Origin of the sequence: Ostreiculturibacter nitratireducens (genome assembly GCF_032670585.1) — a bacterium.
GTDB lineage: Bacteria > Pseudomonadota > Alphaproteobacteria > Rhodobacterales > Rhodobacteraceae > Ostreiculturibacter > Ostreiculturibacter nitratireducens.
Map to the genome: position 1 here is coordinate 1392501 of NZ_JAVQHL010000002.1, position 12810 is coordinate 1405310.

Below are 12810 nucleotides of genomic sequence, written 5' to 3' on the forward strand. Positions count from 1 at the left end.
TGTGCGAAGCCGTAAGGCGACGTATACAGTCTGACGCCTGCCCGGTGCTGGAAGGTTAAAAGGAGGGGTGCAAGCTCCGAATTGAAGCCCCAGTAAACGGCGGCCGTAACTATAACGGTCCTAAGGTAGCGAAATTCCTTGTCGGGTAAGTTCCGACCTGCACGAATGGCGTAACGACTTCCCCGCTGTCTCTGATGTGGACTCAGCGAAATTGAACTGTGTGTCAAGATGCACACTACCCGCGGTTAGACGGAAAGACCCCATGCACCTTTACTCCAGCTTTGCACTGGCATCAGGAATGTGATGTGCAGGATAGGTGGTAGGCTTTGAAGCGGGGACGCCAGTCCTCGTGGAGCCTCCCTTGAGATACCACCCTTCGCATTCTTGATGTCTAACCGCGGCCCGTTATCCGGGTCCGGGACCCTGCATGGTGGGGAGTTTGACTGGGGCGGTCGCCTCCCAAAGTGTAACGGAGGCGCGCGATGGTTGGCTCAGAGCGGTCGGAAATCGCTCGTTGAGTGCAATGGCAGAAGCCAGCCTGACTGCGAGACTGACAAGTCGAGCAGAGTCGAAAGACGGCCATAGTGATCCGGTGGTTCCACGTGGGTGGGCCATCGCTCAACGGATAAAAGGTACGCTGGGGATAACAGGCTGATGATGCCCAAGAGTCCATATCGACGGCATCGTTTGGCACCTCGATGTCGGCTCATCTCATCCTGGGGCTGGAGCAGGTCCCAAGGGTATGGCTGTTCGCCATTTAAAGAGGTACGTGAGCTGGGTTTAGAACGTCGTGAGACAGTTCGGTCCCTATCTGCCGTGGGTGTAGGAGACTTGCGAAGAGTTGCCCCTAGTACGAGAGGACCGGGGTGAACGCTCCACTGGTGGACCAGTTGTCGTGCCAACGGCAGTGCTGGGTAGCTATGAGCGGACAGGATAACCGCTGAAGGCATCTAAGCGGGAAGCCCCCTTCAAAACCAGGTCTCCCTTGAGGGCCGTGGAAGACCACCACGTCGATAGGCCGGAGATGTAAGCGCAGCAATGCGTTCAGTTGACCGGTACTAATTGCCCGATAGGCTTGATTTGATCCAGTAGAAGCCAGGCATGCGCCTGCGAACTTCTGCAAAGTCACTTGGACACCTGATTTGTGTTTCTTTCTCGGTTTGGTGGTCATAGCGCGAGCAAAACACCCGATCCCATCCCGAACTCGGCCGTTAAGTGCCGCCGCGCCGATGGTACTGCGTCTCAAGACGTGGGAGAGTAGGTCACCGCCAAACCTAGAAAGAAACACAAACCGTATCTCTCGCACGATGAAATCACCCTGACGCGGGGTGGAGCAGCCCGGTAGCTCGTCAGGCTCATAACCTGAAGGTCGCAGGTTCAAATCCTGCCCCCGCAACCAAATTATCATAGCAAAAACAATGCGTTGTTCGCCGCCCAAGGGCGGCGTTTTGCGTTCCAGGCGAGGTCGTGGAAGCACTGTGGAAGCACGCGGGGCTGGGTTGGTCCTGTGGCGAAACAGTAACATCAAATGCAGCAGACAGGTATGTCACTGCCCCATTTCGGAGTGGCGGTGGCTACGAGGCCGATTCAGGCACCTAGGCCCTTTCGGGGGGCATCGGGCGAACTTGTCTGAACAAATCCCAATAGGCATCGTGGAGCGAAGGAGGATTAGGGGGCGGCCGGAACTTCGAAGGGCCAGTTTGGGGGGCGTCATCTGGCCCGTCATTACCCCATAGACCTCCGAGCCTCTACAGGCGAGGGTAAGGATGAGGCTGCTTAGATCGAGGCACGGGGTGCGCTTCTCTTGGAGAGATATCGTTGGACGAATTTGGGGCCAACGTGTTCGACGTGATGTGGCAAGAGGTGCGTCTTTCGGAGAAAGAACTGTCTTTGAGCCGAAGGACTGGCACCCCAACAGACAGACCCGCGTTGGCGACGGCGGCGCCGTTCCGAACGCTCAAGGGCCGCTAATGTCGCACTTGCCGGCTTCCCTGCGGCATCGTTATCCGGAGTTTGACCTGTACTGCGACGAGCTTTTGCCAGTAGCTGGAGTCAAGTCGGTAGAGTCCTTCTCAGAGTTGGGAATAGTCTATAAACGCCGCATTTTGGCCCTCAGATAGTTGGTATAACTTGGTGCCAAAGATTGATGGAGATGAGCTAGGTGAAAAACTATTTGATCGGAGGCTTGGCATGTCTCGTAGCGGCCTTGGTCATCGGCATTGAGCCATTACAACGAGTGATAAACGAGGCAACGAAACGAGGTACCCTGAGGGGTGTCGAAGCTTGCATGAACTATTCAAGCAGTGAGCTTCTCTCCGAAGACGCCGTCCGGGCAACGTGTATCAGGACCTTTCAGAAGCGTCTTTATAACAACGACCATGCGAATGGTCGCGCTGGACCACGTATGGACCAGCGAACCGTTAGTTGGGGTGGCATCCTTCAAAACAAGACAGCTGACCATGTGACTACTTGGATACGGATTTCAGTAAGCATCTACGACGCGGACGGCACCGAACAAGAGTTCGACGCTGAAACACCAATTTGGATAGACCCTCTGGACGAAGCGGAGTTCAGGGTAGAACTGCCTGACCTTAAGCCCGAACAACTCGACAACATCGAGTTTTGTGACCACGACGACCTAGCGCCAACAGCGTGCATAACATGGGGTATCACCGATGTGATGGGGCTTGCGATCTAGGTCCAAAGCCGAAGGGAAACCCCCAAGCCCGCCCCCAAAGACCTACCGAGGCTGACGTGGTGTCGCTGGCTGTCTTCTATAGCCTCCAAGCCGACGTGCGGCGATGCAGCAGGCGGGCAGGTGGCCAATCCGGCCTCCCCCTGCGCTCTGGCCCAAAGGTGACCTTGCCTTCGCGGTTCGACGCGGCGGTGCAGCTCCGCCGAAGCTGCCATTGATGAACTTTGCGACACCTGGCCGAGATGTCCGACCCCTTAGTGAAATAGGGCGGATGTTATCTGTGCTACGAACAAAGCACACCCTTGCGGGCCTTAAGAGAATTCAGAAGCCTTCATGCGATTGTTCAGGCCCAAGTCAGCAACATCAAGAAAGCAGAGCTTCGTGCCATTCCTTGATCGTCCGGGTCAAATTTGACAATGCGAGTCCCCGACTGATCCTATAATCCAGAAACGCAAAATCTTCCGAAAACAAAGCGCCAGCTTGTCCGTCTATGGTGAACTCATACCGTCCGCCCTCATCGTCAGCCTCTGGATCATATGCCACGACACGCCATTTTCCGAGAACTTCACCGTCGCGGGTAATGACATAGCCACCGGCAAGATTGAGCGCGTATCCGCTTTCCATCCACTCATCGTGGCCCACGAAATTTATTGGGTAAATCAGATCCATACCGACTCTGATACATCCACACAAAGATCCTCGCAAATCTTCTTTTCCCTGGACCAAAATCATCGCGCCTCGGCTCTAAGGGAACGTCCAGCGCCCACCTTGGACGCTGCAGTGCGGCCCGTCGAACCTGACTTACGCTGCGCCTTAGAGAACAGTGAGAGCTATTTTTTTTTCTTCCGTTGAATCTTATTGGGTACGTTAACGATGCCCTGATCCGCCCAATTGTAGAGCGTGCTTCTCGACACCCCCGCAGCTTTGGCCGCAGCCCTGCCTCTCAATCCCTCGTTGAGCGCAGTTTGCAGGCGCGCAACGGTTTCGGGAGATGCCAGTGTAGGCGCGCCTACGCCTGGTCGCTCCGATTTGGCAGAAATCCGCAGCCGCGCCGCTCCGCTACCACCAGTGGGATCGGCTAAGTGAGGCTCAAGCCATATGGCCCAACGCCGCAATGCATTTCCAACACGGAGCTTTGACGCATGCGTATTGTATTTACGAGCAAAGCGACTCGCTATCTCTTCAGCTATCTCTACTCCCGATGCTTGAGGGGCTCGCAAGAGGATTTCACGGGTCACAATCAGGGTTGGTGCTTTTGCGGCCGCGTGACGCAAGGCGTCCTCAGAGGACACGTCCTTTGGCACAAGACTGACTACCATACCGTCTACCACCGCAATGAGACCAAGTGCGACCAAATCCGTCCTGCTGCGATTCTTGTTTTGACTGTCCCAATCGGCAGTGCTCATCGGGCCTTTTCGCGATAACTCCAACGCTTCCTTTGCAGTTGGGGGAGCCGATCCCGCATTGAACAAGCGTCCCGCAACGGTGGGCTCGGTCGAATGATACATCTGCGTGATCCTTTGGATTTCTTCGAAAGGCGCTCCCTGATGCTCGAGAAAGGCCACCTTTTTCGATGCGTCGAGGTCAAGAAACTCCTCAACCAAACCCATGTTGACAGGAATACTGCGTAGAGGGGAACTCGGTGGGACATTAACCGGTAGGCTTTTGCCAAGCTCATCTTGGCGATCATTTCGACGCAGCACCTGCACATCGGCGGCCAACATCGCATCTCGTTGCGATTGCGCGCGCAATCCTTTTTCGGCCAGCGTTTTCAACAGAAGCTCAAACAACTCGCGGTCCCGGCTGCGCTTGTTCCGGGTCGCGTCCTTCACTTTCCGCGCGAGAGCAGCGCTGAGGCCCTCGACCTCGATACGCCCGAAATCCAGCCACTCAGCTCGAGTCGTAAGCGAAGCCATGACGCCGCAGAATGGCTGCGTAGTGTCTATCGTCACACGCCATCCCCTTACGCTATCCACTGCCTGCCCCATGAGGGCGGTGTCTCCTGATCCAATCATTATGCTGGTGGGGCCGGCTCGCTCCCATTCGGCACTCCATGTTCGCGAGACTTGGTTTCTATAAGAAGTGCCATTGTCGGTTTGGCGTGAGAAGCCGCCTTCAAGAGTGCCACTGGCTGTGATAGGCACTTCTGGTGTAGCAGGAGCGACCCTGGCTTCACCTCCCAAACGAGTTCTTGTCCCGCTTGTAGTTGCTCTTTCGATCCCTTTGGTTTCCGTGCGCCTGTATGTAGTCCCACCGGTCTCGGTAGAGATCTGTCTGGGCTGACAATTTTTGAAGTGCAGTTCTATGAGCGCCTTTTTGACGCCGACACTCACCCTAATCGCCTGCTTTTCATCCTGAAGCAACACGCACTCAACACCGAAACGTGCCGACAGCTCCAAATCGAACCCGTCAACGTAACGGTTGGAGATTGGACGCATCCAGACGTTCGCAACTGCTGGATCGAGTGGTGATGGTCCTTTTGCGTTATGGTCGGGAAAGAACTCAAGATCGTCCAGGATATGCTCCTCTCGTTTCGCCCGGGTTTTGCATTTCTTTTGATAAGTCAGATCATTCAAGCATAGCCTATTTTGGGCGTGATGCACAAAGACGGAAAGGAAACTGCAACAGCTATGAACGACCGCTCTTGTGATTTCTTCGACGCCTTGCCAGGATGCAGCGAATGACAGCTCTCCGCCCTACTGCACAAACCGATAGCGCCCCTTCGCCTCATCCAGCTTGTTCGCAGCGCGCTCAGGGTCGGCCCTGACGGCCTCTCTCAGCCTCTCCCCTAGTCTGGCCATGTGATCCGCCAAGTTCGTCTCTGACACGCCTTCCAGGGCCGCTAGCGTGGTGGCATTGCCCGTCAGGAGTGCCATGATCAGCCGGACATGATCTTCGCGGTGAACGTGTTTGACCTTCTGCGGGTCAACATGGCTGCGCATCTCGGTCAGGTCGCTTTCGGACGTTGCGGCCACAAGGTCCCAGATTGGATGGTTGGGCCAGCGCGCCCGGTTCGTGTCGGTGGGGTCCGGCGCGCAATAGCGGATTTTCTGGACCGCCTCGGCCACCACGTCGCCAAAGAGCGCATCGAACTCTGCCCATTGCCGGATTTGCCAGCGGTCCTTGAGAAGGTCTTTGCCCGCCCGAATCTCGATGCGCCAGACCTGGCTTGCGGCGCGTTCCCCCGGGTCCAGCGGTGCCAGCCTGTCGCGCTCAAGGTTCGCGTTCCAGATATCCCACCAGATCGGCTTGCGATGGTCGATCACCTCGCGGCGCTTGTCATAGACGATCACCTGCCGCCCCGGCATCTTGCCGACCGTGACCGAGGTGAAGCGCCCGGACTTGCCGTTGCTGCGCGTGTCCTCCCCTTCGGCAGTCAGATGGTCCGCGCGGTTCGTGTGGCTGTGGATCACGAAATTCTCTGGCACCAGGTCAAACTCAGGAGCCAGCACGTCCACGCAGAAATCGGCCCGAGCGATGCTCACATGATGCGCGCCATAGCGAATGCCCAGGCGAGCCAGCGTCTTGTCGATATAGGCCCGCGCATAGCCCAAGCCCTGCGTTGCCAGCAGGGTTGAGCCGAGTGTCAGGCGAATGCCCCACGGATCGCGGGCATTGGGCTTCTTGAAGAACCAGGTCACGTCCAGCGGGCCGCCTTTGAGAATGAAGCGGTAGCCGTTGCCCCCATGCGGCAAGAGGTCGAAGTCCGTGCCGCCATAGCTGACAGGGCGGGGCGCGCGGGCTTCCTCGGCTTTTTCGCGTTCGTCTTCCAAATGGTCGAAAAGCTCCGGGGGAAGGTTGGCTTGGATCGACAGGGTGATGGTGTCAAAGCCTTGGTGAACGATGCGCATCTGCGGTCTGTCTCCTGTGGGAACGGTATTTCCAGAGGGGGGTGCTACAATCATCCCCCTCCTGCGGCGCCGCCGCTCTGCTTGGGGGAGGTTTGGGAAGGGGCGGGCGCTTGCGCGCCCTTCAACGTGCCTCCGGCGGGGCAGCATTGGTTTTGGGGCCGGGCAGGATTGCCCGGCGCCTGCAATCAGCTTGCGACTGTGGTCTTGCGGGAAATCCAGTTCTCGGCCCGCTCAGCGCATTTGGCGACGTTCAGCAGATCGTTGTGGCCATAGGAACTGGTCGATCTCCACTCGCCTTCGTTGGTCTTGTAGGACCGCGAGATATCAACCGAATAGAAGCCGTCATTCTCCCAGATGGTCGCGGTGATCAGGCCGATCTTGAACTTGTAGGCGGGTTGATTGGACATGGTGTTTCTCCTTTCGCTGTCCCTGGCGGCAGGCATGGAAAGGGCGCGAGGTGGCGTCACCCCGCGCCCCTGTCGAAGCCTTCCGGCCCCAAAATCCCGCTCAGCGCTGCCAACTCCGAGCGGGCAAAACTCGCTGGCTATTCGGACGTGTGCGCGCGGCGGCGCTCTTCGACCCAATCGAAGAGTTCACGGCGGCGATACCGCACCGAACGCCCGAACTTGTAAAACTGCGGCCCGGCACCGGTGACGCGCCATTTCTGGATCGTGCGCACGCTCTGGCACAGGAAGTCCGCCGCCTCGGTTTCGGGAATGAAGCCTTCCCAATATTCGACCGGCACGCTGCCGGGTTGCTTCAGAATTTCACCTGCGGCTCGCATCTGCTTCCCTCCGTGTCGCTGCCTTGCGACAAGACATGGGGGAAGCGCGAACCAAGAAAAACACCTATAAAATCGGTGGGCTTTTATTGTTTCTTGGTGTCCTTCAACGCATTGAAAATAGGAGAGAAGTGAACGCGGATCGTCTCGTCGCTGATCGCGCCAGGTGCAATGGGCAATTCGGCAACGTGCCGATCCAGCCGTTCACGGATCGCCGGAAAATGCGACTTCGCGGAGTGCGTCGGGTCCACCAAGCCTTCCGCGATCAGCGCGCGGCAAACCGCCTCGATCTGCTTGCCGACACCCGGGCGGCCCTTGGCCGGAGCGTCCTTGCTGGCAACAACATGTGCGCGCCCGAGGATTTCGTTACGATACCGCCGCGTCGTCAGCCGGACGCTGATGAACTGCATACCGCCAAGGTTCAGAGCATTGCTGTCCCAGTCGCATTTCCCGGAAAAGATGGCCTTCGGAATGGCCACAGGGACCGACGCCAGCTTACGCGGTGGTTCATAGCCGAACCCGAACAGATGGCCGTCCCTTACGTAACCTAAGACAGCCGCCTGCATCTCGGCCTTGACCGCCAACATGGCATTCGCCTGATCAGCGGCCCCTTGAAGGCTTTCATGCAGTGGTTTCCCGGCTTCGGCGGTGTCGTTGATAATACTGGCAAGCACTTCCAGACCGCTGAGCTTGGGAATGGCGTCCCAGCGCTCCTTCAGGTCCGGGTGCGCATAGGTTTCCCATGCCTTTGACAGGGGGACGCCGTGTCGCCAGAGGTCCTTGAGTTGGTCGTCAGTCGGTGCGGGCACGGGGTGTCCCTATGTAAGGTAATGTTAGGCGCGTATCGCACTTGGCCGGGGGGAGTTCCACCCGCATAAGATTACGCGATCTGGGTGTGACATCGCATCGGCCGCGCTCCCGAACGCGCGACCATCGCGGGGCGTGTTTCTTAGCGGTCGGTGACGTGGTCGACCGTTCCATCGGAAGAGATGAACAGGGCGGAAATTCCCGTTCGTTGCTTGGCCAGAGTCGGCAGCCGATCCCAGAGACCCCGAAACTGCTTCATGTCGGGAAATGCGATCGAATACGCAGCCGCTTCATCGTTCATTCGCTGGAGGGTTTCGCCAAGCACCGCCAGGAAATAGTTGACGCGCATCGGCGGGCGCGAACCCGGTCCCTTTGCCTCAATAATCCAGCGTTCGCCATCTCGGCGAGCATCAATGTCGATACCTGCTGTTTTCCCCCACGCAATGTGCGCCTCCCAGCCGGCGTTGGCGAGCCACACGGCCAACAATTTCTTGATTTCGTCCTCTGACAGATCACCCTCACTGGTTACCTTGCGCGCGCCGGTCTGAGCCTGTGAAGGTTGCTTAGTGGTGGGGCCGCCGTCGCCCAATGCGTGACCCGTCAGATAGTTGCCAATCAGATTGTCCGATGGGCGCCGTCGCGCGCGGGCCAACACTTTTGAGGCTTCCAACTCCCGACACGCCGAATTGACCGGCTGCTGATTGGCGCTGAGGCCCCTTAGGGCGTTAGTTATCTCACGATCCGTCAGACCAGGTCGCTGATTCAAGAGACCGACGATTTCTTCCTTGAGTGTAGACATTGAGGCTCGTTTGCACCTCCCCGAAGGTCGTCCAGATGCGCAAGCATAGCACTAGATCAAAATAATGGCGTGAGGCATCGAAGCCCCCAGTACCAGTGACTAGGCCACATTAGCCGCGCGACAGGCTAAATCCATGCAATTGATGCGTATGCTACTTGCCAGCGCGAGGCTGGAGCTCGATTTCGCTCCCAGCCTATTGCACCACTCGCAGGCGCGGGCGCTGCCGTTCGGGGGCGGATGCACCGATCAGGCTATTCAGCTGAGCCGAGTTCCGCGCCGCCGCTTCGAGCACCGGATCATCCGCCAGATGCGCGTAACGCATCGTGGTCTGCAATTGGCTATGCCCGAGAAGTCGCCCCACCATCTGGATCGGCATTCCGCTGGAAACTGCCATAGAGGCATAGGTGTGCCGCAAATCGTGAATCCTCACATCGTCCAGCCCAGCCCGTTCCCGGATGCGCCGCCACGGGCGCTGGAGGTCGGTCGCGTGCTGCCCTTCTACAATGCCCGCGATAACGTAAGGGTTGCCGTCCATCCGGGGCAGGGCGTCCAGAACCTCGCGCGCGGCTTGCGGCAAGGGAATGCGGCGAGCCCCGGTCTTGCTGTCGGGCAGTTCCATGTGACGCGGCGTGATGTAGTCCCATTTCAACGTCTGGATTTCGCCAAGGCGGCAGCCGGTCAGGATCAGCAGACGGAATGCCGCGACGATGAACGGGCTTTCCGATCCCTCATGCTCCACCTCTGTCAGAACTTGGCCGAGCCTCTGAAGCTCTGACTGCGACAGGAAGCGTTCGTGCTTGCGTTCACGATACTTCGGCACATGGCGGCACGGGTTCGACCCGTCGCGGCGCAAGCCCCAGACTTCGGCCAGGTTGAACATCTTGGAGAGCACGCCAAGCGTCCGGTTCGCCTGATAGGGAATGGCCCGATGCTTGTGGTGCAGCTCCGCAATGTCCTTGCGTTCCACGTCCACCACCTTGAACGCACCGATGGCCGGTTTGATGAACTTGTCGATGGCCCGCCGATATTCCGCCGCCGTGGAGGGTTTGCAGCGTTCCTGCACATGCGTTTCGAAGAACCGTTCGCACAGGGCCGCCACGGTTGGCGCGCGCCGTTCCTGGGCAATTTCCTCGGCAGGGTTCTCGCCCTTGGCTACAAGCCCCATCACCTCCCGCGCCTTGAGCCGCGCCTGTTCCGCCGTGATATTGCCATGCCGCCCGAGACTGATCCGCCGGGTGCGGCCGCCCTTGCGATACTGCGCCTGGTAGGTCTTCGTGCCCGAGGGCATGACGCGCACGCCAAAGCCGATGATCTCGCTGTCCCAGACGAAATAGTTCTCCGCTTGCGGCTGAAGCGCTTCAACGCTCCGCTTGGTCAGTTTCGGCATTCGCTCACCCCTTCGCAGGCCGCTCTTCCGTGGAAGCACTGTGGAAGGATGCGGCGTCAAATCACAGCCAAAGGGGTAGTGCCCGGGCGCAAAGCCGGTCAATGAAAAATCAAATGAATCAAGAGGATAGGGAAAGCTGGCGCAGCCCGGCGAAGGCTGTGGAAATGCCTCGGATCGCTCTCATAACCTGAAGGTCGTAGGTTCAAATCCTACCCCCGCAACCAAACTTTCCTGCAAGATATCAAAGGCTTAGGCCAGAACAGGGCGCGAACCACGCGCCCGTTCCGTGTTGCAGAGCCGTCCCGAACACTCCCAAAAGATTCCAAAGGCTTGCGACCAGCCCCGATTGCTCCGTGCAACGCGGATGCGACACGGGACCGGGCCAGTGTTCCGGAGAAGTTCTTGGCGAGTGGGCTCCATGAGTTCAGCAGCCACGCGTGCTCCGGCCCCGCGGTTCCCCATGAAAACCCGGCGCGTAGGTTCGCTTCAGCCATGTGAGCAGGCTGTCCTCGGCGTCGAGATCGACCTCATCGACACGGTGGCCTCGGCCGGTTCCCGAACCCTTCCCGCCGATCGAACACCATTCCAGATGCTTCGGGAGTGCCTGCGGGTTCTCACCGAAGTACCAGGTCTCGGCCGGATCGAATATCAGGACCGGCCCGCTCAAGTCCTGAGTCAGGTGGCGATCAGTTGGGTGATACCCCTCTCTCAATCGCTTCACCTGACCGTCTGGAAGGAACGAATAGACGGCGTCGTTTCTGCTAGGATAGGCATGCTTCGAAACGTAGGTAGGCCACTCGACCACCTCGAGGACGCGCGCCGCGTAGGCGAGCATATCCCGAGGGAAGGGTGAAGGTGCGAACGCTGCGATCAGGTCGCCAGCTCTGGCTGTTCTACGAATGGCCGGTTTGCAGGTAGCCAGCGTGAGCAGGCCATTCTGCGGGCAAGGGGCTGTGCCGTTGTCGTCGGCCAGGACATATCGATAGAACCGCGCCATCACTTTGCTCCTAGGTTCTGCGCGGACGAGATTCCGCTTATGACGTCTTCGAGCCATCGGCGCGCGTCATCCCGCTCACCCGCCTCAGCGATGAACTCCTGACCGCGTGCGGCGACATTGAGCGTGTCAGTACCCTCCCACCTATCCGGCCGTGCATGATATGTCAGGCCGACCTCAACCAGCCATGGCGGGACACGCCAGTGGCTGACGCCACCTCCCGGCCGCGACAAGCGCAGCTCGTCGTGCGCTGAATGCGTGATCTGGCCACGACCTAGATAGAGGGTGTTATTCGGGTTCCATTCTCCGAGCGAGTGAGGATGACGCATCGCGAAGCCACGCGGCTGATCATCCGCGACCGGGTGCGCCCCCAGCGAGATTACATCCTCGACCTGCAGGTATCCGAAGAAGCGGTGGTGTCGATCCCGGCCGCTTGGCTCTGCAAACAGCCCGAAGAACAGAAAGACGTCGCCAACCCCGACGGCATTGTTCGCGAGATGGGCCTGTGCGGCTCCGGTCTGTCCGAAGGCGCACCGGCCATTCTCGAACATGGGATCGTGATGGCAAAGGCTGGTGCCTGCGATCCGCCCTTTCGTCGCGGCCTCGACAATCTCCGAAAGCCCGAGATCTGCGTAGGTGGTCTCGGAGCGACGATTGGTCGGGATGGGCAGACTGATCGGTCGGCCGTCGATAATCGGAGACGGGGCGCCGCCCGCACCGCTGTCGAAACCCTTCCTGCTGAAAATGATCCTCACGCCAATTGGCCGCCGTCCAAGTGCTGTCGCATATAGTGTCTTGGAAAAGCGGCCTGTTTGGCAACGCAATCTTCACAGCGTTACGCCGCCGCCGTCGCGATCCCATCCAGCCGCACGGCGACGCTGGTGACGCCACTCCCGGCTGCCTCCACCGCAACGCCGATGGGGAAGCGCCCCGTGGCCGGGGTGGTGACTTCCTTCGCCGTGTCGTCCCACGCCACGCGCGCGCCGACCGTCAGCACCGCGGCGCTTGCCTTCGGCAGCTGGAACACGCCGGTGGTGGAGAGTTCGACCGGGTCGTTCTCGGCCGAGGAATAGGCGGCGATGCCGAAGATGCTGCCCGCGATCAGCGCGTCGCCCGAGGCGATGCCGCCGGCGGGCGCGGTGACGCGGACGATGTGGCCGTTCTGGAGGTAGTTGTTCATCTCAGAGCCCTTTCGAGGAATGGATGCGGACGACCGAGATGCGGTCGGTCGCCCCTGCGATCCGCCGGTTGAGGTCCGCGATCGCGGCAGCCATCTCGCCGTCGCTTGCGTAGGTGACGCGCTTGCCGTCGTATTCGACGGTCCGGACGCCCTGATAGCGCGCGGCCATCAGTGCCTGCCCCCTTAGAGGTGGTCCTCCCTGAAGTAGGCTTTCGAGCCAGTTGGAGGATGGAGGAATGCCCCAGATCGGAGCCGGATCAGTGATCGATCCAGTGGATCGATCACCCGGCAGTGCGCACAAGCCTGAAGAGATCGT

Annotated in this window: 13 protein-coding genes, 1 tRNA gene and 2 rRNA genes (1 of these 16 cut by a window edge); 4 read left to right on the forward strand and 12 right to left on the reverse strand. The window is 59.2% G+C overall.

Features of this window, described 5'->3' with window-relative positions; genetic code table 11:
- The 4 genes from ABCN56_RS14165 to ABCN56_RS14180 all read left to right on the forward strand — a co-directional run.
- Nucleotides 1-1083: ribosomal RNA gene (locus tag ABCN56_RS14165) — 23S ribosomal RNA — on the forward strand (it extends 1754 nt beyond the left edge of the window).
- Nucleotides 1084-1159: 76 nt separating this feature from the next.
- Nucleotides 1160-1274 (forward strand): 5S ribosomal RNA (gene rrf, locus ABCN56_RS14170).
- A 48-nt stretch (nt 1275-1322) separates the two neighbouring features.
- Nucleotides 1323-1399 (forward strand) — tRNA-Met (locus ABCN56_RS14175).
- 762 nt (nt 1400-2161) lie between these two features.
- Nucleotides 2162-2698, forward strand: a complete 537-nt coding sequence (locus ABCN56_RS14180; protein ID WP_343081436.1) for a hypothetical protein — start codon at nt 2162-2164, stop codon at nt 2696-2698.
- A 360-nt stretch (nt 2699-3058) separates the two neighbouring features.
- Here ABCN56_RS14180 and ABCN56_RS14185 read toward each other — a convergent pair whose 3' ends face one another.
- The 12 genes from ABCN56_RS14185 to ABCN56_RS14240 form a co-directional block, all read right to left on the reverse strand.
- Nucleotides 3059-3364 carry a hypothetical protein gene (locus tag ABCN56_RS14185; RefSeq protein ID WP_343081437.1) on the reverse strand — a complete coding sequence of 102 codons (306 nt, stop codon included), beginning with the start codon at nt 3362-3364 and terminating at the stop codon, nt 3059-3061.
- A 161-nt stretch (nt 3365-3525) separates the two neighbouring features.
- Nucleotides 3526-5271: a hypothetical protein gene (locus ABCN56_RS14190; RefSeq protein ID WP_343081438.1), complete on the reverse strand. Its 1746-nt coding sequence runs from the start codon at nt 5269-5271 to the stop codon at nt 3526-3528.
- A gap of 120 nt (nt 5272-5391) precedes the next feature.
- Nucleotides 5392-6546 (reverse strand): hypothetical protein, encoded by a 1155-nt coding sequence (locus ABCN56_RS14195; protein WP_343081439.1) that lies wholly within the window; start codon nt 6544-6546, stop codon nt 5392-5394.
- Between the two features lie 185 nt (nt 6547-6731).
- The gene (locus tag ABCN56_RS14200) at nt 6732-6953 is read right to left on the reverse strand and encodes a hypothetical protein (RefSeq protein ID WP_343081440.1); all 222 of its coding nucleotides are present in this window, start codon (nt 6951-6953) and stop codon (nt 6732-6734) included.
- 137 nt (nt 6954-7090) lie between these two features.
- On the reverse strand, nt 7091-7330 hold the full coding sequence (locus tag ABCN56_RS14205) for a helix-turn-helix transcriptional regulator (RefSeq protein WP_343081441.1): 240 nt from the start codon (nt 7328-7330) through the stop codon (nt 7091-7093).
- An 83-nt stretch (nt 7331-7413) separates the two neighbouring features.
- Complete coding sequence (locus ABCN56_RS14210; protein WP_343081442.1) at nt 7414-8136, reverse strand: hypothetical protein; 723 nt, start codon at nt 8134-8136, stop codon at nt 7414-7416.
- A gap of 140 nt (nt 8137-8276) precedes the next feature.
- Nucleotides 8277-8933: a hypothetical protein gene (locus ABCN56_RS14215; RefSeq protein ID WP_343081443.1), complete on the reverse strand. Its 657-nt coding sequence runs from the start codon at nt 8931-8933 to the stop codon at nt 8277-8279.
- Nucleotides 8934-9126: 193 nt separating this feature from the next.
- A complete protein-coding gene (locus ABCN56_RS14220) occupies nt 9127-10320 on the reverse strand; it encodes a tyrosine-type recombinase/integrase (RefSeq protein ID WP_343081444.1) in 1194 nt (397 codons plus the stop codon).
- 424 nt (nt 10321-10744) lie between these two features.
- A complete protein-coding gene (locus ABCN56_RS14225) occupies nt 10745-11317 on the reverse strand; it encodes an Nmad2 family putative nucleotide modification protein (RefSeq protein WP_343081445.1) in 573 nt (190 codons plus the stop codon).
- A complete protein-coding gene (locus ABCN56_RS14230; RefSeq protein WP_343081446.1) occupies nt 11317-12069 on the reverse strand; it encodes an Nmad3 family putative nucleotide modification protein in 753 nt (250 codons plus the stop codon). The genes ABCN56_RS14225 and ABCN56_RS14230 overlap by 1 nt, the downstream gene beginning before the upstream one ends.
- Before the next feature lie 80 nt (nt 12070-12149).
- The gene (locus tag ABCN56_RS14235) at nt 12150-12494 is read right to left on the reverse strand and encodes a DUF2190 family protein (RefSeq protein ID WP_343081447.1); all 345 of its coding nucleotides are present in this window, start codon (nt 12492-12494) and stop codon (nt 12150-12152) included.
- A gap of 1 nt (nt 12495) precedes the next feature.
- Nucleotides 12496-12663 carry a phage head-tail joining protein gene (locus ABCN56_RS14240; RefSeq protein ID WP_343081448.1) on the reverse strand — a complete coding sequence of 56 codons (168 nt, stop codon included), beginning with the start codon at nt 12661-12663 and terminating at the stop codon, nt 12496-12498.
- Nucleotides 12664-12810 lie beyond the last annotated feature (147 nt).